This window comes from Curtobacterium sp. VKM Ac-1393 (genome assembly GCF_015350995.1).
In the GTDB taxonomy this organism is placed as follows: domain Bacteria; phylum Actinomycetota; class Actinomycetes; order Actinomycetales; family Microbacteriaceae; genus Curtobacterium.
In genome coordinates this window covers 708,400-731,627 of the sequence record NZ_JADKRW010000001.1, presented here as the reverse complement: position 1 = coordinate 731,627, position 23,228 = coordinate 708,400, and the positions used below count along the sequence as shown (strand labels likewise).

General features: G+C 69.5%; 14 protein-coding genes. 11 read left to right on the top strand and 3 right to left on the bottom strand.

Going from position 1 to position 23,228, the window contains the following annotated elements; translation table 11 throughout:
* Positions 1–1,332, bottom strand: coding sequence for an aspartate aminotransferase family protein (locus ITJ59_RS03455; protein ID WP_416354852.1), 1,332 nt, complete (start codon positions 1,330–1,332; stop codon positions 1–3).
* A 119-nt stretch (positions 1,333–1,451) separates the two neighbouring features.
* Complete coding sequence (locus tag ITJ59_RS03450) at positions 1,452–1,934, bottom strand: Lrp/AsnC family transcriptional regulator (RefSeq protein WP_035809531.1); 483 nt, start codon at positions 1,932–1,934, stop codon at positions 1,452–1,454.
* Between the two features lie 112 nt (positions 1,935–2,046).
* Here ITJ59_RS03450 and ITJ59_RS03445 point away from each other — a divergent pair, with 112 nt between their 5' ends.
* From ITJ59_RS03445 to ITJ59_RS03405, 9 genes are all read left to right on the top strand, one after another.
* Positions 2,047–3,474 carry a gamma-aminobutyraldehyde dehydrogenase gene (locus tag ITJ59_RS03445; protein ID WP_194649717.1) on the top strand — a complete coding sequence of 476 codons (1,428 nt, stop codon included), beginning with the start codon at positions 2,047–2,049 and terminating at the stop codon, positions 3,472–3,474.
* A 31-nt stretch (positions 3,475–3,505) separates the two neighbouring features.
* Positions 3,506–4,693: an ABC transporter ATP-binding protein gene (locus ITJ59_RS03440; RefSeq protein WP_194649716.1), complete on the top strand. Its 1,188-nt coding sequence runs from the start codon at positions 3,506–3,508 to the stop codon at positions 4,691–4,693.
* Positions 4,690–5,910, top strand: a complete 1,221-nt coding sequence (locus ITJ59_RS03435; RefSeq protein WP_323749385.1) for a spermidine/putrescine ABC transporter substrate-binding protein — start codon at positions 4,690–4,692, stop codon at positions 5,908–5,910. Before ITJ59_RS03440 ends, ITJ59_RS03435 begins: the two co-directional genes overlap by 4 nt.
* Entirely contained in the window at positions 5,907–6,848 is a 942-nt protein-coding gene (locus tag ITJ59_RS03430; protein WP_194649715.1) for an ABC transporter permease, read from the top strand. The genes ITJ59_RS03435 and ITJ59_RS03430 overlap by 4 nt, the downstream gene beginning before the upstream one ends.
* Positions 6,845–7,714 carry an ABC transporter permease gene (locus tag ITJ59_RS03425; protein WP_194649714.1) on the top strand — a complete coding sequence of 290 codons (870 nt, stop codon included), beginning with the start codon at positions 6,845–6,847 and terminating at the stop codon, positions 7,712–7,714. Before ITJ59_RS03430 ends, ITJ59_RS03425 begins: the two co-directional genes overlap by 4 nt.
* A 352-nt stretch (positions 7,715–8,066) precedes the next feature.
* Positions 8,067–10,631 carry a glutamate--cysteine ligase gene (locus ITJ59_RS03420; protein WP_194649713.1) on the top strand — a complete coding sequence of 855 codons (2,565 nt, stop codon included), beginning with the start codon at positions 8,067–8,069 and terminating at the stop codon, positions 10,629–10,631.
* Positions 10,631–12,439: an N-acetylglutaminylglutamine amidotransferase gene (locus ITJ59_RS03415; RefSeq protein ID WP_194649712.1), complete on the top strand. Its 1,809-nt coding sequence runs from the start codon at positions 10,631–10,633 to the stop codon at positions 12,437–12,439. The genes ITJ59_RS03420 and ITJ59_RS03415 overlap by 1 nt, the downstream gene beginning before the upstream one ends.
* A gap of 29 nt (positions 12,440–12,468) precedes the next feature.
* On the top strand, positions 12,469–14,385 hold the full coding sequence (locus tag ITJ59_RS03410) for a S9 family peptidase (protein WP_323749384.1): 1,917 nt from the start codon (positions 12,469–12,471) through the stop codon (positions 14,383–14,385).
* Between the two features lie 216 nt (positions 14,386–14,601).
* Positions 14,602–15,519, top strand: a complete 918-nt coding sequence (locus ITJ59_RS03405; RefSeq protein WP_228510776.1) for a GNAT family N-acetyltransferase — start codon at positions 14,602–14,604, stop codon at positions 15,517–15,519.
* Positions 15,520–15,539: 20 nt separating this feature from the next.
* Here the strand turns inward: ITJ59_RS03405 and ITJ59_RS03400 are convergent, their stop codons facing one another.
* The gene (locus ITJ59_RS03400; protein WP_194649710.1) at positions 15,540–16,394 is read right to left on the bottom strand and encodes a phosphotransferase; all 855 of its coding nucleotides are present in this window, start codon (positions 16,392–16,394) and stop codon (positions 15,540–15,542) included.
* Between the two features lie 131 nt (positions 16,395–16,525).
* Here ITJ59_RS03400 and ITJ59_RS03395 point away from each other — a divergent pair, with 131 nt between their 5' ends.
* Both ITJ59_RS03395 and ITJ59_RS03390 read left to right on the top strand, forming a co-directional pair.
* Positions 16,526–17,503 (top strand): matrixin family metalloprotease, encoded by a 978-nt coding sequence (locus tag ITJ59_RS03395; RefSeq protein WP_194649709.1) that lies wholly within the window; start codon positions 16,526–16,528, stop codon positions 17,501–17,503.
* A gap of 213 nt (positions 17,504–17,716) precedes the next feature.
* Positions 17,717–22,153 (top strand): RHS repeat-associated core domain-containing protein, encoded by a 4,437-nt coding sequence (locus tag ITJ59_RS03390; protein WP_194649708.1) that lies wholly within the window; start codon positions 17,717–17,719, stop codon positions 22,151–22,153.
* Positions 22,154–23,228: the final 1,075 nt, after the last annotated feature.

Below are 23,228 nucleotides of genomic sequence, written 5' to 3'. Positions count from 1 at the left end.
TCAGACCTTCGACGAGGCCTCGGACAGGACGCTCCGCAGGATCGAGGTGATCTCGCGGAACTCCGGCTGCCCGATGGTCAGCGGCGGAGCGAGCTGCACGACCGGGTCGCCGCGGTCGTCGGCCCGGCAGTACAGCCCGGCGTCGAACAGCGCCTTCGACAGGAACCCGCGCAGCAGCCGCTCGGACTCGTCGTCGTCGAAGGTGGTCTTGGTGGCCTTGTCCTTGACGAGCTCGATGCCGTAGAAGTAGCCGTCGCCGCGGACGTCCCCGACGATCGGCAGGTCCTTCAGGGTGTCGAGCTCGGCCTTGAACAGCGGCGCGTTCTGCCGCACGTTCGCGAGCAGGCCCTCTTCCTCGAAGATGTCGAGGTTCTCCATCGCGACGGCGGCCGACACCGGGTGCCCGCCGAACGTGTACCCGTGGTAGAAGGTCGTGTCGCCCTTGGAGAACGGCTCGAAGAGCTTGTCGCTGATGATCGTCGCGCCGATGGGGGAGTACCCCGAGGTCATCGCCTTCGCGCACGTGATCATGTCCGGCACGAAGTCGTAGGTGTCGCAGGCGAACATGGTGCCGATCCGGCCGAAGGCGCAGATGACCTCGTCGGAGACGAGCAGCACGTCGTACTCGTCACAGATCTCGCGCACCCGCTGGAAGTACCCCGGCGGCGGCGTGAAGCAGCCGCCGGAGTTCTGCACCGGCTCGAGGAACACCGCGGCGACGGTGTCGGGACCCTCGAACTCGATCATCTCGCGGATGCGTTCCGCCGCCCAGAAGCCGAACTGCTCCTCGGTGCCTCCGGGGAAGCCCATCTCCTCGGCGCGGTAGTAGTTCGTGTTCGGCACCCGGAAACCGCCGGGCGTCAGGGGCTCGAACATCTGCTTCATCGCCGGGATGCCGGTGATCGCCAGGGCGCCCTGCGGGGTGCCGTGGTAGGCCACCGCGCGCGAGATCACCTTGTGCTTCATCGGCTTGCCCTGGAGCTTCCAGTAGTACTTCGCGAGCTTGAAGGCGGTCTCCACCGCCTCGCCGCCACCCGTCGAGTAGAAGACCTTGTTGAGGTCACCGGGGGCGTGCTCGGCCAGACGGTCGGCGAGTTCGATGGCCGCCGGGTGCGCGTAGGACCAGATCGGGAAGAAGCTCAGCGTCTCCGCCTGCTTCGCGGCCATCTCGGCCAGGCGCTTGCGGCCGTGGCCGGCGGCGACGACGAACAGGCCGGACAGGCCGTCAATGTAGCCCTTGCCGTGGCTGTCGTAGACGTGGTGGCCCTCGCCACGCACCATGATCGGCACGTCGGCTCCGGCCTGGTTCGCACCGTGCCGGGCGAAGTGCATCCACAGGTGGTCCCGGGACTTCCGCTGCAGGTCGGCGTCGTCGACCGGCGCGAACGGGTCGTAGGACCCGAGGCGGGTGGACTGGCCGGTGGCCTGGCCGCTGGTCGTTTCGGAGATGGTCATCGCGTTCCCCAGTCGTAGAGCTGTTTGCGGAGTTGCAGGTAGACGAAGGTCTCGGTGCCGGCGACGCCCGGGATGGCCCGGATCGTGCCGTTGAGCAGTTCGATGAGGTCGTCGTCGTCCTCGCAGACGACCTCGACCATCAGGTCGAAGCTGCCGGCGGTCATCACGAGGTAGTCGACCGCCGGCAGCTGCTCCAGGGCATCGGCGACGGTTCGGGTGTCGCCGCTGACCCGGATGCCGATCATCGCCTGGCGGTGGAAGCCCAGCTGCATCGGGTCGGTGACCGCGACGATCTGCATGACGCCGGTCTCGGTCAGCTTCTGGACGCGCTGCCGGACCGCCGCCTCGCTGAGACCGACGGCCTTGCCGATCTCGCCGTACGGACGGCGGCCGTCCGCCTGGAGTTGTTCGATGATCCGCTTCGAGGTGTCGTCGATCGGTCCCGGACGTCGTGGTGCTGCCGCCATGCCGGACAGCATGGCAGCGAGGCTCGGAGCGCGCAAGGGATTCCGTTGTGAACACCGTGTTTCGCGACGATTTCCGTTGTTACAAGTCTTCCGAACCGCCGGAATCCGTGTCAGGATCGCCGCCATGTCGCACGCCGTGCAGAACTTCATCGGTGGCGCCTCGGTCGCCTCGAGCGCCGAGGCCGCCTTCGACCTCGTCGACCCGGCCACCGAGCAGGTCTACGGCACCTCGCCGGTGTCCACCGCGGCCGACGTCGACGCCGCGTTCGCGAGCGCGAGCACCGCGTTCGCGACCTGGCGCCGCACGACCCCCGGCGAACGGCAGCTCGCGCTGTTCCGGATCGCGGACGCCATGGAAGCGCGGGCGGCGGAGTTCGCGGACCTGGAGTCCCTCGACACCGGCAAGCCCCGTGCCACCCTGGTCGAGGACGAGATCCTGCTGTCCGTCGACCAGATCCGCTTCTTCGCCGGAGCTGCCCGGAACCTCGAGGGCCGCAGCGCCGGCGAGTACATGACCGACCACACCTCGTTCGTCCGGCGCGAGCCCATCGGCGTGGTCGCGCAGGTCACCCCGTGGAACTACCCGCTCAACATGGCGGTGTGGAAGTTCGCCCCGGCGCTCGCCGCGGGCAACACCACCGTGCTCAAGCCGAGTGACACCACTCCGCTCTCCACCCTGCTGCTCGCCGAGGTCGCCGCCGAGTTCCTGCCGCCCGGCGTGCTCAACGTCGTCGTCGGCGACCGCACCACCGGCGCCGCGATGATCGACCACCCGACGCCACAGCTCGTGTCGATCACCGGGTCGGTCCGCGCCGGCATGGAGGTCGCCCGCGCTGCCGCCGGCGACCTGAAGCGCACCCACCTCGAGCTCGGCGGCAAGGCCCCGGTGATCGTGTTCGACGACGCCGACATCCCGTCCGCCGTCGCCGGAATCGTCGCCGCGGGGTTCTTCAACGCCGGGCAGGACTGCACCGCCGCCACCCGGGTGCTCGTGCAGGACGGCATCCACGACGAGTTCGTGGCGGCCCTCGCCGAGGAAGCCCGGGCGAACGCGCGGACCGGCGCCGACACGGCCACCCCGTACTTCGGCCCGGTCAACAACGCGAACCAGCTCGCCCAGGTCCGGTCCTTCCTCGACACCCTGCCCGACCACGCCACGATCGAGCTCGGCGGCGGGCGGCAGGGCGACGTCGGCTACTTCCACCAGGCCACGATCGTGTCCGGCCTGCGGCAGGACGACCGCATCGTGCAACAGGAGGTCTTCGGCCCGGTGCAGACCGTGCAGCGCTTCACGACCGAGGACGAAGTACTGCGCGCCGCGAACGGCGTCGAGTACGGGCTCGCGAGCTCGGTGTGGACGACCGACCACTCGCGGGCGATGCGCTTCGCCCGCGACCTGGACTTCGGGTGCGTGTGGATCAACACCCACATCCCGATCGTCGCCGAGATGCCGCACGGCGGTTTCAAGCACTCCGGCTACGGCAAGGACCTGTCCCAGTACGGGTTCGACGACTACACCCGCATCAAGCACGTCATGTCCTACATCGGCTGATCCCGACCCGTCCGACGCAGCAGGAGGCACCATGGCAATGACCGGCACGTTCGCCGAATCCGGAGCCGATCTCCGGCTCGAGCAGATCACCAAGTCGTTCCCCGGGCACACCGCGGTCGACGCCCTCGACCTGACGGTGCCCGCCGGCTCGTTCTTCGCCCTGCTCGGCCCCTCGGGCTGCGGCAAGACCACGACGCTGCGGCTCGTGGCCGGCCTCGAGGAACCCACGAGCGGCACCATCACCATCGGCGGCAAGGACGTCACCGACACGAAGCCGTACCAGCGGCCCGTCAACACGGTGTTCCAGAACTACGCGCTGTTCCCGCACATGAGCGTGCTCGACAACGTCGCGTTCGGCCTGAAGCGGCGGCGGATCCCGGACCCGATGACGAAGGCGCGCGAGGCCCTGCACCTGGTCGAACTCGACGCGTCCGCCGACAAGCGCCCGGCTTCGCTGTCCGGCGGCATGCAGCAGCGCGTCGCCCTGGCCCGCGCGATCGTGAACCGGCCGGCCCTGCTGCTGCTCGACGAGCCGCTCGGCGCGCTCGACCTGAAGCTCCGGCACCAGATGCAGCTCGAGCTGAAGACGATCCAGGCCGAGGTCGGGCTCACCTTCCTGCACGTCACCCACGACCAGGAAGAAGCGATGACGATGGCCGACACGGTCGCCGTCATGAACGGCGGCCGGATCGAGCAGATGGGCAGCCCCCAGGACCTGTACGAGCTGCCCCGCACCGCGTTCGTCGCGAACTTCCTCGGCCAGTCGAACCTGCTCGAGGGCGAGGTCCGCGGCACCGACGGCCCGCTGCTCGTGGTCGCGACCCCGGCGGGCACCATCGCCGTCCCGGCCGACCGCGCCGTCTCGACCTCGGGCAGCGTCGTCGTCGGCGTCCGTCCGGAGAAGCTCAAGATCCGCACCTCGGAGCCCACCCCCGAAGCCGGCCGCAACATCCTCGGCCCCGGCCGCGTGGTCGACGTCTCGTTCTCCGGCGTCAGCACCCAGTACCTGGTGGACGTCCCCGGCGCCGGCCGCGTCTCGGTGTTCGCGCAGAACTCGAAGGGCGGGCCGCGGATCGCGACCGGCACCGAGGTCTGGCTCACGTGGGGCGTCGACCACGGTTTCGGCCTGGAGGCGCACCCCGCGTCCGACGCGTCCGTCACCGCCCACGCCGCCACGGGCCTCCCGTCCGCACCCGCCACGGCAGGATCGCTCGCGTGACCGGCGGGGGAGCCGGCCCGGACCTGCTGCGCGGACTGACGTCCGCGCGGCTCAGTCGACGGGGCCTGTTGGCCGGTGGCGGCGCCGCCGCCGTCGCCGCACTGCTGGCGGGCTGCAGCATCAAGGGCTCGGCCGCGTCCGTGGCCGAGAACGCCGTCGACTGGACCGCGTTCTGGAAGGACGCGAAGGCGACCAAGACGCTGAACTTCGCGAACTGGCCGCTCTACATCGACTCCGACCACGGCAAGTCGGAGTCGCTCGCGTTGTTCCAGAAAGCCACCGGCATCAGCGTCGACTACCAGGCGGTGATCCAGGACAACGCGACCTTCTACGCGACCGTCTCGCCGATCCTGCGGGCGCAGGGTGCCACCGGCTACGACCTGGTCGTGATGACCAACGGGTTCGAGTTGACCCAGATGATCAAGAACGGCTTCGTGTGCGAGCTCGACCACTCGCGGCTGCCGAACTTCGCGGCGAACGCGGGGGACTCGGTGAAGGACCCGACGTACGACCCCGGCAACAAGCACTCCGTCGTCTGGCAGACCGGGTTCACCGGGATCGCCTACAACCCGAAGTACATCGACCGCGAGATCACGTCGTTCCAGGACCTGCTCGACCCGGCGTTCGCGGGCCGCGTCGGACTGATGAGCGACAACACCGAGCTCGGTTCCCTCGGACTGCTCGCGAACGGCATCGCCCCCGAGACCTCGACCCCGGCGGACTGGCGGAAAGCGCAGGCCTGGTTGCGGAAACTGCGCCCGAGCGTCACCGGGTTCTACGACCAGAGCTACATCAACCGGTTGGAGAACGGCGACACGTGGATCACCCAGGCGTGGTCGGGCGACGTCTTCCAGGCGCAGCAGTCCGGGTTCGAGGACCTGAAGTTCGTGACGCCGGAGGAGGGCCAGATGATGTGGCACGACAACCTCATGATCCCCCGGCAGGCGGAGAACCCGGTGGCCGCCCTCGAGTGGATGGACTTCTACTACACGCCGAAGATCGCCGGCATCGTCGAGGACTACGTCAACTACGTCTGCCCGGTCCCCGGCGCCGAGGACTACGTGCGGAACGAGCTCGACGACGCGACGGTGGCGGACAGTCCGCTGGTGTTCCCCTCGTCCGAGGTGCTCGACAAGTCGCACGAGTTCCGGGTGTTCGAGAACTACGACGAGTACTCGGAGTGGAACGGCATCTTCAACGCGGTGGTGCAGTCGTGACCGCCGTCGGCGTCGCCGGCCCGGGTGCCACACCGACACCGGGCGCGGGTCCGGGTCCGGCTCCGGTCCGCCGGGGGCGGGGTCGCGGCACACCGTTCCTGCTCGCGTTGGTCGGGACCGCGTACCTCTGCGTGTTCTTCGTCATCCCGCTCGTGTCAGGGCTCATCGTCTCGCTGATGTCGGGCAACCCGGACGACGGGTACACCTTCACGTGGAACTGGGGGATCTACGGCTCGCTGTTCATCGACCCGCAGGTGCCGTACCTGACGTTCCTGCTCCGATCCCTCTGGTACGGCGCAGCAGCCACGGTCGTGACCATCATCGTCGGGTACCCGGTGGCGTACTTCATCGCGTTCCGGGTGTCCCCGAGGTGGAAGAACCCGCTGCTCATGCTCGTGTTCGTGAGCTTCCTGGTGTCGTTCATCATCCGTACCGACATGTGGGCGTTCGTGCTCGCGTCGCAGGGCCCGGTCGTCACGTTCCTGCAGGCGATCGGCCTGGCCGGCAAGGACTTCCACATCCTCGGGACCGGCGGCGCGGTGATCTTCGGCGACGCGTACAACGACCTGGCGTTCATGGTGCTGCCGATCTACGCCGCACTCGAACGCATCGACCCGCGACTCGGCGAAGCCGCCAACGACCTGTACGCCGGCAAGTTCCGGGCGTTCTGGCACACCACGCTGCCGCTGTCCCGCTCGGGCATCTTCGCCGGGGTGCTGCTCGTGTTCATCGACAGCGTCGGCGACCCGGTGAACTCGGCGCTGCTCGGCGGCACGAACACGTACACGATCGGCCAGGCGATCCAGGACGCCTACTCCGGCAACCAGCAGTACAACGTCGCGGCGGCACTGTCGACCGTGCTCATGGTGGTGCTCGGCATCATCCTGTTCATCTACGCCCGCGTCTCCGGCACCGACGACCTCGAGGACCTCGTATGACCGCCGTCGCACCGACCCGATCGTCCGCCGCACCGGCCACCGGCGGGATCGCCCGCGGCCCGAGCCGCCACGGCGTGAACCGGCGCGGGCCCTGGCTCGCGATCATCTACTGGGTCACCATCGCGATCACGCTCGTGCCGATCGTCTACATGATCGTGTACTCGTTCAACGACGCCCCGACGAACCGACTGTCCTTCGCCTGGAACGGCTTCACGACCTACTGGTACGCGAACCTGGTCAACGTCTCCGGGCTCGGGTCGGCGTTCGTCACCTCGGTCCTGGTCGCGTTCCTCGCCGCGATCGTCTCGGTCGCGATCGGGCTGCCGCTGGCCCTGGCGCTCGAGCGGTACCGGTTCCCCGGCCGCGGTGCCGTGAACGCCGTCGTCTTCGCGGACATCGCGGCGCCGTCCATCGTGGTCGGCTCGGCGTCGCTCTCCTTCTTCTTGTCGGTGGGGCTCGGCACCGGGTTCCTGACGGTGCTGATCACGCACGTGGCGTTCGACGTCGCGTACGTCGTGGTGGTGCTCCGGGCGCGGATCTCCGGCACGTCGCAGGTGCTCGAAGAGGCCGCGAGCGACCTCGGTGCGACGCCGTTCCAGGCCTTCCGGCTCGTCACCCTGCCGCTGCTCGCGCCGGGCATGCTCGCGGCGGGGCTGCTGGCGCTCGCGATGTCGATCGACGACTACGTCATCACCTCGTTCGTCGCCGGGCCAGCCGTCACCTTCCCGCTGTTCGTGTACGGGGCCGCGAAGGCCGGCATGCCGCCGCAGGTGCTGTGCTTCGGGACGCTCGTGTTCGCGGTGGGGCTGCTCGTGGCGCTGCTGAACGGTGCGCTCAACCGGCGGTTGGCGCGGACGCGGGGGTAGGCGGGCGGCGGGCCGGCGCTCGCACGGTGCGGCTTTCGCGGGCTGGTGCGGGGTCGGCGCGGTGCGCACGGTGCGGGGTGCGCGGGCTGGTGCGAGGTTGCGCGCGTGGTGCGCGCTTGTAACCGGGCACGGTGCGTGGAACCTCGCACGGGGTGGCGAGGTGCGCACGGTGCGGACGGGAGGCGCGTGGCGGGCTGGCGTCGTGCCTCCCGTCCGAACGTGTGGTGCGTCCACAGCACGGTGCGGCCGGGCGGAGCAGTGCTCGTGACGCTCGGTTGACGGGCGTGTTACGGGCACGAGTCGGGCGGTGTGCCGCGGCGCGCACCACAGCAGCCACGCGTAGGTTCCAGCCATGAGTGCAGAGCTGACGCTCGGCGCCGAGGAAGAGCTGCACCTCATCGACCTCGAGTCCGGCCGACTTTCCGCGAAGGCCCCGCGCCTTCTGCCCAAGCTGCCCGCCGACCGCTTCGGCGCGGAACTGCAGCGCACGACCATCGAGACGAACACCCCCGTGGTGCGCACCCTCGACGACCTGCGGCGGGTGATCGTCGACCTGCGCCGTGAGCTCAGCGCCGCGATCGCACCGGCCGGGGTCACCATCGCGTCGGTCGGTACGGCACCGCGGTCCGAGTACGCCGACTTCGAGCTCACCAGCGGCGGGCGCTACGGCCGGATGCAGGAGCAGTATCGGATGCTCGTCGACGAGCAGCTCATCTGCGGCCTGCAGGTGCACGTCGGTGTGAGCGACCGTGACCTGGCGGTGCAGATCGCCCAGCGGGTGGCCCCGGTGCTGCCGGTGCTGCTGGCCCTGAGCGCGTCGAGTCCGTTCTGGAACGGGCAGGACACCGGGTACTCGTCGTTCCGCAGCATCATCTGGCAGCGGTGGCCGTCGGCGGGCAGCTTCGGTCGGGTGTCGAGCGCGGCGGAGTACGACAAGGTGCTCGACGACCTGATCGCCTCGGGGGTGATCGCCGACAAGAAGATGGCGTACTTCGACGTACGGCCGTCGTCGCACGCTCCGACGCTTGAGCTCCGGGTCTGCGACGCCACTCCGATCGTCGACGACGCCGTCCTGATCGCCGGGCTGTTCCGGGCCGCGGTGCGGAAGGCCGAGATCGCCGTCGAGTCCGGCGCCGAGTGGCACCCCCGCAGCGAGCCCCTGCACCGTGCGGCGATGTGGCAAGCGGCACGCACCGGGCTGAGCGGCGAACTGCTCGGCCTCGGGCAGCACCCGGAACGCCTGCCGGCCGAGGTCGCGGTCCGGCAGCTCGTGTCACGCCTCCGGCCGCAGCTCGAGGAACTCGGCGACTGGGGAACCGTCACGGACCTGCTCGAGGACACCCTGGCCCGCGGCAACTCCACCGACCGGCAGCGCACCGCGTACGCCGAGCGCGGCGAGCTCGACGACGTCGTCGCCCTGGTGGTGGAGGACACCGCCGGCACGCCGTCCGGCCGCGACGAGGACCCGGCGGTCGCGGTCCCCGGGTACCGCGTGCGCGCCGGCGACGAAGCGGTCGGCCCCGGTGCCCGCCCCCGTCCGGCGTTCCGCGACCTGGCGACGTACTTCACCGCCTGGGACGCCGACACCACGAACGCGCACTGCGCCGCGCGCGACGCCTGGACCCGCGAGCACGAGGTCGGGTTCGTCGTGGACGGCGGCGTGCAGGCCTTCGGGTGCGACCTGGTGCCGCGGACGATCAGCGCGTACGAGTGGGCACAGCTCGAGCGCGGCCTCGGTCAGCGGGCACGGGCGATCGAGCTGTTCCTGCGCGACGTGTACGGCGAGCGGCGGATCGTGGCCGACGGGGTCATGGACGAGCACCAGTTCGTCGGCGCGAACGGCTGGGACCCCGATGCCTCGCGCCTGCCCGGTCACGCGGTGCGTGCGCCCGTGCTCGGCTTCGACCTGGTGCGGAACGAGTTCGGTGGTTGGCGGGTGCTCGAGGACAACGTGCGGTCGCCCTCCGGGGTGGCGTACGGCATCGCGCTCCGCGAGCTGATGGACGATGTCGTGCCGGACGCCCCACGGCCGGCGCTGTTGCGCGATCCACACGGCGTGATCGACCGGCTGCGCGAGACCCTGCGCACGAACGCGACCGCGGTGACCGGCAACCCGGACCCGGTGCTCGCACTCGTCAGCGACGGCCCCGCCGCCGGCGCGTGGTTCGAGCACCGCAGGCTGGCCGACGGAGCCGGGCTGCGCCTCCTGGCCGGGTCGGACCTGGACGTCCGTGACGGACGCGTGGTCGACGCGACCACCGGTGACGTGCTCGACGGGCTGTACCTGCGGATCGACCGCGACGTGCGCGCCCTGACCGCGGACCACACGCCGGAGCTGGGCGCCCGCATCCTCGACGTCGCCGAGGCCGGACACGTCCACCTGTCCAACGCCCCCGGCAACGCGCTGGTCGACGACAAGGCGATGTACGTCACCGTGCCGGACCTGATCTGGTACTACCTGGACGAGAAGCCGCTGCTCGAGTCGGTGCCGACGTACCGCACGAGCATCGAGGGCGAGCGGCTGTCGGTGCTCGACCGCGTCGGCGAACTCGTGACGAAGCCGGTCGACGGTGAGGGCGGACGAGGGGTCCTGATCGGGCCGAGCGCGAGCGCCCCCGAGGTCGCCGAACGACGGCGCGAGATCGCCGCGGACCCGACGGGTTGGGTCGGCCAAGAGGTCGTGCAGCTGTCGTCGCACCCGACCATCGGACCGGCGGGCCTCGACCCCCGGCACGTCGACCTGCGCGCGTTCGTCTACCTGACCGGCACCGGAGCGGGCGACGCGCACCTGGCCGACGTCGCGCTGACCCGGGTCGCGCCCGAGGGCAGCATGGTCGTGAACTCGTCGCGCGGCGGCGGGGCCAAGGACACGTGGATCGTGGGATCCGCCGCGACGGCGACCGAGGGAGACAGCTGATGTGTGGACTCGCTGGCGAGATCCGGTTCGACGGCACCGCCCCGGACGTCGGAGCAGTGGCACGGATGACCGGGTGCATGGTGCACCGCGGCCCCGACGGCGACGGACTGTGGGCACGCGGGCCGGTCGCGCTCGGCCACCGGCGACTGTCGATCGTCGACCTGTCCACCGCCGGTGCGCAGCCGATGGTGCTGCCCCGGGCCGGACTGACGATCGCCTACAACGGCATGGTCTACAACTACGAGCAGCTGCGTGACGAGCTGCGCGGCAAGGGCCACGAGTTCTTCTCGACGTCGGACACCGAGGTCATCGCCGTCGCCTACGCCGAGTGGGGCACGGCCTTCGTCGAGCACCTGATCGGCATGTTCGCCATCGCGATCTGGGAGCACGCCAGCGGCCGGCTGGTCCTGGCGCGGGACCGGCTCGGCATCAAGCCGTTGTACGTCGCGCAGGTCCGCGGCGGGCTGCGGTTCGCGAGCTCCCTGCCGGCGATCCTGGCGGGCGACGGCGGCGCGGGCAGCTCCGGCAGCGGCATCGACACGTCCATCGACCCCGTCGCCTTCGCCTCGTACATGAGCTTCCACTCGATCGTGCCGGCACCCCGCACGATCCTGTCCGGCGTCGGCAAGCTGCCGCCCGCCACCGTCCGGGTGATCGAGCGCGACGGCACCGAGCGCGACACCGTCTACTGGGAGCCGCGGTTCGAACGCGACCCCGCCAGGGCCGACTGGACCGACCACGACTGGGAGCAGGCGTTCATCGGCTCCCTCCGCACGGCGGTCGAGCGCCGCATGGTGGCCGACGTCCCCGTCGGCGTGCTGCTGTCCGGCGGCATCGACTCGTCCCTGGTCGTCGGGCTGCTCGCCGAGGCCGGCCAGCAGGACCTCGCCACGTTCAGCATCGGCTTCGAGGCGGCGGGCGGTGAGTCCGGCGACGAGTTCGAGTACTCGGACCAGGTCGCGAAGCACTTCGGCACCGACCACCACCGCATCCACATCCCCTCGACACGGCTGCTCGACGGCATCGACGGTGCGGTCGCCGCGATGAGCGAGCCGATGGTCAGCCACGACTGCGTCGCGTTCTACCTGCTGTCGCAGGAGGTCTCGCAGCATGTCAAGGTCGTGCAGTCCGGCCAGGGCGCCGACGAGGTGCTCGCCGGCTACGACTGGTACCCGCCGCTCGCCGACGTCCCCCGCGACCAGGCAGCCGAGGCCTACCGCTCCGTGTTCATGGACCGCCGGTGGCCGGCGCTGCAGGGGCTGCTCGGGGAGCGCTGGAAGAGCGCCGACGACACCCCGTCGGCGTTCGTGGACGCTTCGTTCGCGGTTCCGGGCGCCGAGACGAGTGTCGACGCCGCGCTCCGCAGCGACACGATGACGATGCTCGTCGACGACCCGGTGAAGCGCGTCGACAACATGACGATGGCGTGGGGCCTCGAGGCCCGCGTGCCGTTCCTGGACCACGAGTTCGTCGAGCTCGCCGGTGCGATCCCGCCCGCGCTCAAGCTGTCGGACGGCGGCAAGGGCGTCATGAAGCGGGCATCGCGCGGCATCGTCCCCGACAGCGTCATCGACCGCAGCAAGGGGTCGTTCCCGGTGCCCGCGATCCGGCAGCTCGAGGGCCCGTACCTGGAGCGGGTCCGCGCGGCACTGCACGCGCCGGAGGCGCGGGAACGTGGTCTGTTCGACCCGGGTACGGTCGAGCGGATGCTCCAGGACCCGAACAGCACGCGGACCGAGATCGGCGCGAACGCGCTCTGGCAGCTCGGCCTGATCGAGATGTGGCTGCAGCAGCAGGGGGTGCGGTGAACGTGGGTTCCATCCGGCCTGGAGGCGCGGTGAGCGTCGCGTCGTCGGCCGACGTCCGCCCCACGGTCGCCGCCAGGGCCGCGGCCGACCTGGGTGCGCGGCTCGCCGCCGCCTGGGGGTCGTGGGGCCCGACCATGACCCGGAACGCCCGGCGTGTGGCGTTCGTGTCCGATCGGCACGGCACCCCCGAGGTGTTCGTGCAGGACGTCGTCGTCGACGGCGAACTGCCCGAACCGGTGCGGATCGCGCTGTCCGACGACCCCGTGATCCGGGTGTCGTGGTCGTCCGACGGGGAGTGGCTCGCCGTGGCGATCGCGACCGACGGCGGTGTGAAGCAGCAGGTCTGGGTGGTCCGGCCGGACGGCACCGACGCCGCGCAGATCGCCGGTTCGCGCTACCAACACGCCGAACTCGGCCCGTGGAGCCGCAGTGGGCACCGGGTCGTCATCACGCTGCCCTCGACCGAGGCCGAGCAGCCGGCCCGCTCGTACCTGGTCGACCCGGTGTCCGGCGACCGCGACGACCTGGCCGTCGGCGAACTCATCCACATCCTCGACCTGTCCGTCGAGGAACGCCTCGTCGTGCTGAGCGACGGGCAGCGTGGGCAGGAGTTCGTCGTCGTGGTCGACCGGCTGACCGACGAGAGCCACGCCCTGTTCGCCGACGACCCCGACGGCTCCGCCGAGATCGCGTTCCTGCGGCCCTCGCCCGCGAGCGAGACCAGCCCCCTCGTCGCCTACGTCGCGACCGAGGCCGGACTGCCCCGCCGCGGACTCGTCGCCCAGCCCGTCGGACCACACGGCTGGCGCGGCACACCCCGACGGATCATCGAGCGCGCCGACGCGGAACTCGAGTACCTCGACGCCGACGACGCCGGCCGCACGCTGCTGCTCGTCTGGAACGTCGACGGGCGCAGCGAACTCGACCTGCTCAACACCCACGACGCCTCGCGCACCCCCGTGCCCGACCTGCCGGGGTACGTCGTCACCGACCCGGTGCTCAGCCGTGACGGCCGGAGCGTGCTGCTCGCCGTCGAGGGACCGACCCGACCGCGAGAACTCTGGCGCCTCGACACGAACGCGCTCACCTGGAACCGGGTCACCGACGTCCCCGCGCTGCCGGACGTGCAGCTGGTCGAGCCGACCCTCGAGCGGTTCGCCGCCCGTGACGGACTCGAGCTGACCGGGTGGCTGTACCGGGCGGTGGAGCCGGTCGCGTCGTCGGCGGATGGCGATGGCGTGACGCAGGACGTTCCTCCCGGCCCGCGCGCAGCGCTCGTCCACCTGCACGGCGGACCGGAGTCGCAGGAGCGACCCACGTTCTCGCCGCAGCACCAGGCGCTCGCCGCAGCGGGCGTGACCGTCCTCGCCCCGAACATCCGCGGATCGTCCGGGTACGGACACGAGTTCGTGCACGCCGACGACCTGGCCCTGCGCTGGAACGCGCTCGCCGACGTCGTGGACTGCGCACGGTTCCTGGTGTCGAACGGGTACGCCGACCGATCGCGGGTGGCCGTCGAGGGCCGCTCGTACGGCGGGTACGCGACCCTCGCGTCGTTGGCGTTCACGCCCGACGTGTTCGCGGCCGGGGTCGCGGTGTGCGGGATGAGCGACTTCGCGACGTTCTACCGGGACACCGAACCGTGGATCGCCTCGGCGGCCGCGACGAAGTACGGGCACCCCGTCGACGACGAAGCGCTGCTCGCGGCCCTGTCGCCGATGCGGGCGATCGACGACGTCACGGCGCCGCTGCTCGTCGTGCACGGCGAGCTCGACACGAACGTGCCGATCGGCGAGGCGCACCAGGTGGTCGCGGCGCTTCGGGAGCGGTCGCACGACGTCGAGTACCTGGAGCTCGCGGGTGAGGGGCACGAGTACCGGCGGGCGTCGTCGCGGGCGCTGCTGGTGCGGCGGATGGTGGAGTTCGTGGCGGCGCGCTTGGCGTGAGGCGGGGCGGGGCGCTGGTGCTGGTTGCTCGCGCTGGTGCTCCCGCGGTTCTCGGTCTGGTGCGAGGTTCCGTACTCCGTGCGGTGCACGTGCCCTCGCACCGGGCACGGAACCTCGCACGGGCCGCGGGCACCCTCGCACCGTGCGAGGCGCGGCACGGCGTCACGGGATGCAACGATGCGGTGGCGGCGCTCGGTGCGGGCGGACAATGGTGGGATGACGACGACTGCGCCGACCTCGACCGCGCTGCCCCGACCCGGAGAGGTCCTCGTGGCCTCGGCAGCGGACGTCGAGCTGGTCGTGCAACGCGCCACGAACCACTACGCCCCCGGGGTCGTCGCGGACACCGCCGGGTGGGCCGACGGCGACCGTCGGCGGATCGAGGACCTCGGGTTCCGGGGCGGCGATGCCCGCGGCGAAGCGCTCCGGACGCTCGACCTGACCATCGCCGACGACGGCACCCCGACGCGGATGCTCGACGCGCCCGCGATGGCCGCGCTGAACAGCCACCACGCCCGGTTCGCCGAGCGCCGTGGCGAGGTCGTGCGGTACCAGACCGACGTGTCGGTGTGGACGGGCATCCCCGCGCAGCCCACGCCGCAGGACTGGGACGACGTCCGGGCGCTGCTCGGGTCGGGCGGGATGCTCGGCGTCGGTGCCGCTGCCGTCCTGCCGTCGGGGTGGGAGCTCGTCGAGGGCGCCGGCGGCGTGCAGCTCACCGGTGAGGCGATCGAGGGTGCGCCGGACCCCGAGGCCGTCGTGCTGACGCCGGACGACGTGCCGGAGATGACCGCCCTGGTGGAGCGGACGAAGCCGGGGCCGTTCCTGCCGCGCACCATCGAGCTCGGCACGTACCTCGGCATCCGACGGAACGGACAGCTCGTCGCGATGGCGGGGGAGCGCCTGCACCCGCCGGGGTGGACCGAGATCAGCGCGGTGTGCACGGACGAGGGGTACCGGGGGCAGGGGTTCGGGCGGCGGTTGGTGCTCGCCGTCGCGCACGGGATCCGGGAGCGTGGTGAGACACCGCTCATGCACGCGGCTGCCGGGAACACCGGGGCGATCGGGTTGTACCAGCACCTGGGGTTCCGGCTGCGGGATCGCGGGGCGCCGCGGTTTGTGCGGGTGCCGTGAGCTGGGCTCGTTCCTGACCGTCAGAAGGCCGCGAGGGCGCGCCGGAGCATGTCGTGGCCCTGCGCCTCGAAGCCCTCGTCGCCGACGGCGTAGGCCCAAGTCGCAGTGCCGACGGCCTCGCGGAGTTGCAGCCAGCGCCAGGCCCCAGGCTTGCGCGGATCGTCGCCGTAACCGTCGAAGAACGCTGCTTCGAGGGTCGGATCGTGCTGCCAGTGGAGCACCGCGAGTCGGGTGAGGTCGAAGGACGCGGGGCGCCAGCCGAAGCGGCCGAAGTCGATGACGCGGAGCCGTCCGTCGTCCACGATCCAGTTGCGCGGGTGGAAGTCGCCGTGGGTCGGGACCAGGGGCTCGCCTGGGTGGTCGGTCGGGAGTGCGCGCAGTGCCGCGCGGGTCCGGGCGACGACGTCGGGCGAGATCCGGTGCGGGGCATCGAGCGCGCGGAGGGCCTTCGCCTGTTCGTGCAGCAGGAACGACGGGTCGTGCCGGGTGCCCTGGTCGTGCAGACGCCGGAGGAGTGCGCCGGCCTGCCGGTGAACCTCGGGGGCGTGCTCGTCCGCGGTGCCGAGCGCGAGGTGACCCGGGACGCGTTCGAGGACGAGGACCCGGTGCTGTTCGTCCGCGGACACGAGCGCGCCGGTGTCCCCGGCGGCGCGCAGCGTGTCGGTGACGGTCCGGTGCGCCTCGAGTTCCCGCGGGAAGTGGGTGTTGTCCGGGCCCGAGGCCTTCACGGTCCAGGCGTGGTCGCCGGCGACGACGTGCAGGACCCTCGTGTCGAGCAGGCCCCACGAGTCGTCCGCCACCAAGACCGCGTCGGGGAGCGTGCGGAGCACGAACGCGATCTGGTGGTCGTCGAGTCCGGTGTCGCCCCACTGCATGGCGGCACGCTACCCGGTCCAGTCTGCGCACCGCGGCCGTTCTGGGGGCTTGTCGGCCCTCCTGGGCCCCCGGACACTGATGCAGCCGTCCGCCACCGTGGTTCGGGTGCGGTGTGATCAAGGAGGGCGCATTGCGCACGTCATCGAAGGCCGCAGCCGCGGTCGTACTCGGGTTCGTCCTGACGGCGGCGTTCGCCGCGCCGAGCATCGCGGGAGCGCCCAGATGCCACGGCGACAGCATCTCGGTTCACGATCTCGCCTCCGGATGCCACGTCGACTCCGGCGTGATCGCGCTCGACGACGGCCGGACCTTTGCGGTGCCCGCAGCCGGCGTCACGCTCACCGCTGCCCCGGTCGCCGAAGGAGACACCGACCCCGGTGACGTCGTGATCGCGAACCGTGGTGCGGCGGGCATCGCCGTGCAGGTCGACGTGGTCTGGGGCGGATCGCCCGCCGCCGTCCGGCAGGAGCGCGCAGCCCAGCAGCGGCGGACCCTCGGACCGACGATCCGCGGGACCGTCTCGCACGGCGGCACGACGACGTCCGCGAGCTGCGGGAGCAAGGCCTACACGCTGACCGGCGCGCACTGGGAGTCGCCCATCCGGTGGCGGTACAACCCGAGCGGGGCGAAGGTGTCGAAGGTCGCGGCGTTCCAGCGCGGCGCCGAAGCGTGGACCGGCACGATCACGGCGTGCGGTCAGACCGTCCAGTCGGCGGCGGCGCAGGAGTACCTCGGCACCACGAAGCAGCAGCCCTCTGTCACCGCTGACGGGGGCTGCGGCACCTCGAACAGCACGAGTGTCGTCGGGTGGGGGACGCTGCCGTCGAAGACCCTCGCTGTGACGTGCATCTGGTCCTTCACGGACGGGGTCGCGTTCGAGACCGACCAGCGGTACTCGACGAGCCACCGGTGGGGATCGACCACCACCTGCTCGGGCAACCGGTTCGACCTGCGCGGCATCGCGACGCACGAGTGGGGGCACTCGTACGGGCTCGGGCACACGGCGCAGCAGTCCGGGCTCGTGATGAAGCCGTCGTCCACGGTGTGCGACACAGCACAGCGGACGCTCGGGCTCGGGGACGTGCGGGGGATCGCGGCGCTGTACTGAGCGGTGCTGGTCCACCCCGCCTACATCGGTGCGACGCTCGTCGTTTCGACCCCCACATGTGGGGGTGCGGTGGTGAGTGATGCTCCGTAACGTGCTGTGGAGTTGCACAGCACAGCCATGGGGGCTGTGCGTTGGTGCGACGTGCTGAGGGGTTCTTTTCGCGTGTTCGCTGCGTCGTTGTCGGGTCGTGTCCGTGGAGTGGTCCTGGCGGTGGTGACATTGGTCGCTCTGCTGGGTTCGTTGCTGGTGGTGGTGTCGCAGCCGACACCGGCGCAGGCGGCGGTGACGGGGTCGGGCGGTCAGTACGTGCCGATGCCCTCCAACGCTCGTGTGCTGAGTGGTGCGACCGAGAAGGGCGTGTTCCGCACCGTCAAGGTTGCCGGGGTGGCTGGGTTGCCGTCGTCGGGGATCGGCGCGGTGACGATGATGGTCACGATCGCCGATCCGTCCGGGTCGGGGCAGTTGCAGGCACGCGCCGACGCTTCCGATGCGACGACGCTGCTGATGATCTACAACTCCGGGGTCGGTGGGAACACGTCGAACACGGGTCTGCTCGCGGTCGCGGATGACGGCACGATCCAGGTGCGGACCGAGACGGCGCAGTCGAGGGTCATCATCGACATCACCGGCTACTACACGTCGACGAAGAACGGCGTCTCGGCCGGCGGGTTCGTCGCGATGTCACCGTCCCGGGTGCTGGATTCCCGTGGCGGCATCGGTGCCGCGCAGGGGCAGATTCCTGCTGGGTCGCAGCGCACCATCCAGGCGACCGGCTCGAACGGCATTCCGGCTGGCGCTGCGGCGGTTGCGGTGAACATCATCGTGATCAACCGTGAGGCGAAGGCCGGCTGGGTCCGCCCCACGCCGACCGGCGAGACTCGCAGCACAGGCGTGTTGAACTACAACTCGAACGAGGGTCAGACGACGGCGATGAACGCGCAGGTCGCGTTGAACGCCGATGGGAAGTTCAGCATCGACACCGCCGAGGGTGGCGGGAAGATCGACCTCGTCGTTGACATCCAGGGCTACTTCCTGAAGTCGAACCCCGGTGGTGGCTTCACCCCGCTGCAGGGCCGCCTCATCGACACCCGTAACAGCTCCAGCATCGCCTCGGGTGCGTCGTTCACGCTGCAGGTCGGCGGTGTCCAGGGTGCCCCGACCGTCGAGGGCGGCCTGTCGGCGGTGGCGGTGACGTTCACCGCTGTGAACGACAGCGGTGCCGACTCGTACGCGAAGATGTGGGCCGATGGTGCGGCTGAGCCGGAGTCGTCGGCGATCAGCTCCGACGCGACGTCGAAGGTCACCAACACGGTCGTCGCGCCGGTGGGTGCGAACGGCAAGATCCGGATCAAGAACATGGGCACGGCGTCGATGAACTACCTCATCGACCTGCAGGGTGCGTACAACTCGCTCCCCGGCGGCCCTGGCAACACGAACCGGACGGGTCAGCGGACGTCGGCGACGACGCTGCCGTTCCCGATCACGGACCAGACCAATGCCTCCGTCGACGTCGGCACCGGCAATCTGCTGGTGACCACGACGGCGATGAGCCTGCCGGGTGTGACGCAGAACACCACGATCGGTGCCGCGTACAACTCGCGCAGCACGACCATTGGTGACGCCAACACGATGGATGCGAACCGGTGGCAGTACGCCCTCGCCGGAGCCGGTGACCTGACTGCGAATGCCGACGGTGTCATCTACACGGACGCTGTCGGTACGGCGTGGCAGTTCCGTCCGTCGGGGGCGCAGGGTGCGTTCATCAGCCCGGCCGGTCTGCAGCAGACCCTGACCCGCATCGACAACAGCACGACGCACGAGTACACGCTGAAGGGGTGGACGTCGAACTCGACGACGCACTTCAACCTCGCCGGCCAGCCCACCTCGATCGTGGACCGGAACAAGAACCAGATCAGCTTCAACTCCGACGAGCCCGGCTTCACTCTGAAGTCCATCGTCTCCACCGCTGGTGTGACGGGGGCGCGGACAGCGAACTCGTCCTACGCGAACGGCGTGCAGACGTTCTCCCAGACCTCAGGCTCGAGCACACGGAGCGTGTCGTGGACGAAGAACAGCACCGGTGACATCACCACGTACAAGGACGCGCTCGGCAAGAAGACGACGTTCGGGTACACCAGCGGTGACCTCACCTCGATCACGGCGCCCGAGGGTGGCGTGACGGCGTTCACTTACGACTCGTCTGACCGGATCACCAAGGTCGAGCAGCGCAACACCACCGCGGGCTCCCCGGGGACCGCTGTGACGCGGTTCTTCTTCAAGGACGACACCACGACATTGGTTGCCGACCCGCGGTCCGATCAGTCGGTCGCTGTGGCGGACACCAAGTACACCAACTACACCCTCGACGGGAACGACCTCGTCACGAACGTCGTCGACGCCGCGAAGCGGGAACAGTCCCGCTCCTACAAGTCCACGAACAACGGCGTCGAGAACTCGAGTGTCGGCGCGGGCGCAAGCGCATCGACGTCGAAGAACACCTACGGGGCGAACAACGAGCAGTCTCTGACGCAGTCGGAGTCCGGCGCGGGTACGAAGAACTCGGCGACGTACGGTTCCGGATCGGCCGCGTACCTGCCGTCGAAGGTCACGGACAGTTCGGGCAACGACACGTCGTACGGCTACGACGGCCCGGGTAACCAGACCTCGACCGCCACGGGCGGCGCCGGTCCGGAGGCGGCAAAGGCAGAGCTCGAGTACAACAAGAAGGGCACTGACCCGTACGCGTGGGGTGCGGTGAAGTCCGCGACTGCTCCCGGCGACAGCGACCGTGACCGGAAGACGACCTATTCGTACGACACCCACGACCAGCTGCTGGCGATCACGGCGCCGGCGAACACGGTCGGGGAGCAGAAGTACTCCTACGACGACTTCGGCCGGGTGAAGAACCACACCGACGGTGACGGCGGTGTCACGACGTACACGTACGACAACGACGACCGGCTGCTGACGACCGCATTCGATGACGGCACCGCAACGGTGACGAACACCTACGACGGCAACGGCAACCAGGTGTCCGAGCAGTCCGCGACCGGCACCATCACCAACACCTACGACCAGCGGAACCGGCTCACCTCGACGGTGAACACCGCCGGCGGCGGCACCGTGTCCTACGGTTACGACCTCGCCGGCAACACGGCCAAGGTCACCGACGACCACGGCACCGTCACGCACGACTACGACGTCGCCAACGTCCTGACCCGCACCACCTACCCGACCGCGAACGGCGGCACGGCGAAGCAGGTCTACAAGAACGACGACCACGGCCGCCGCACCGACGCCTGGCTCGGCGCCGTCGAGAACACGGACCCGACAAAGGACCCGACGTCGTGGCAGGCGCACCAGACGATCACCTACGGGGTGTCCGACCACGTCACCGGTGTTCGGGCCGTGAACGCTGACAACCCGTCCAAACCCGTCGTGAGCCTGACGTACTGCTACATCACCGGGATCGACGCCGGGGGTGACTGCTCGGCGACGAACAGCGCGAACGCCACGGACAAGATCCAGTGGGTGAAGGACAACATCACCCAGCAGACGACCACGTACACGTATGACTCGAACAGCCGCCTCACCAAGGCCACGCAGGCCGGCGGTGCGACAAACATCACGTGGGCGTACACGTACGACGCCGCCGGGAACCGGCTCACCGCCAAGCGCGGCGGAGACGTCACCAGCTCGCAGACGCTGACCTACAACACCGTCGGGCAGATCACGACCGATGGTTACGCGTACGACGGTGTCGGCAACATGGTGAAGGCGCCCGGTCAGACGTTCACGTACAACGGTGCGCAACAGATGACGTCCTCCACGAAGGACGGCGTCGCCACCCGCTACGAGTACGCCGGTGGAGACATGAACAAGCTGCTCTCGCAGGCCACCGACGGAGGAGCCGAGTACGACTACACGTATGGCACTTCCGACTCCAACGGTGTCCCTGTGATCGCCAGTCGCACCATCGCCGGCTCCGGAACCGCGTCGGTGATCTCCGACCCGGGCGCGGGACAGCCGCTGGACCTGCAGACCACCGACGGCACCACGAGCATGTGGGTCATCGACGGCACTGGCAGCCCGGCCGCCGCTATCGCCGACACCGGCAAGACCGCTTACACCGTCTCCTACGACCCGTACGGCGTCGAAACCGTGAAGGTTGGCGGCGACAGTGCGCAGTGGCAGCAGAACCCCTACGGGTTCAAGAGCGGGCTCCGCTCGAGCAGCAACGACAACGGGCTCACCAAGTTCGGGTACCGCTGGCAATCGAGCGTCACCGGCGCGTGGATCGAACGCGACACCCTCGACGCACCCCTCAGTCCAACGAACGCAAATCGCTACGCGTATGCTGGTAATGATCCACTCAACAGCATGGACCCGACGGGACAGCTTTCGTCCTTTGGAACCTACGCGACGCAGTGCGCAACCGGCGCTTTGACCAGCGTGGGTATCGGATTGGGAATTGGTACGTCCTACACTCCTATGGGTCTAGCTGCGGAGGCAGTCGGTGGCTGTGCTTTTGGTGTCGGAGCGCAGCTTGCAACTGACCTGGTGCCGGAGGATCAAAAAGCAGGCGTAGGTAGAGGAACCGGCTACCTTTCATTCCTGTTGGCCATCGGGCAAATTGGAAAGGCCTTGTAAGTGGGTAACGTTCCTGGAATAATTCTTGCAGTAGTTCTTATGGTCGGCGCGGGGGCTCTTCTTACTGGTCGATGGGTGCGTGCCCTTGGTGCGCGCGATCGAAATGAGCCGCGGCAGCCGCTAACCAGAGGTGCTTGGGTCGTGGTAGCAGTCGTGATTGCGTTCTTCCTGCTGACTGTGATTTTGAACTTCACAGGCGTGTGGTGAGGCCGTTGACGACTGCTTAAATCAGACGACAGAAGACGAGTCGTTTCCGTCTAATTCGAACATTTAGCTACCGTTAACAACGGGGAGTGGTGGCTCGAACCGCCGCTCCCCGCTGTTGCTCCTACTTGAGTGGTGAGGGCGCCAGAGGGATTGTTGGGTTCGGCTGATCGCAGCCAACCGCACTGTCAATCGGAGTACCACAGCTCCATGCCGCCGCCTTCCACCGGCCTCCTGCGCTTTGTCCACGGACGGACAGCCGATCGGTCGCCGAACGGGTGAGGCGCTGCCATTGCTGTGACTGCGTCGCCGGATGCACGACGATGTTGCGAAACGACGAGCGGAGGGAGCCGTTCCGCGCTGGTGAATCCGCAGGCCTCCGCAGTCTGCACACGTTCGGATTCCGCGGCAGGGCCGTCTCGTTCGCGGTAGCGAGCCGAGTGGTTACCGACGATGACCAGGTCGCCGTGATCGCGTCGGGAGCGGACCGAATGGTGCTCGATTTCACGTCCGATAGCCGGTCGTTCACCGCTGCGCGACAGCCGTCCTCCAAGATGGCCCCCTCGCCGTCTGCTATCCGACGAGAAGTATTGCCGAAGGTCTGTCCCGTAAAAGTGCCCAGTGAAGGGGCGCGAAACGCTACACGGCGGCCACGTCGCTGGCAGCCCTGAGTCCCTGCAAGGTGGCAAGCGACATTCCCAACATATCGCTTTTCTGGTGAAAGTGAGCCGCTCACGCGCTGCGATTGACATAAGAGCGCCATATCGGTGCGCCTGTGGAGGGGCGAGCGAGCAAGCCCGCGGGCGGCACGAGCGCAAGGCCCGAGGCGACGTCGAAGAAGGCGACAGCTCGTGATGGTGCAGCCCGGCCC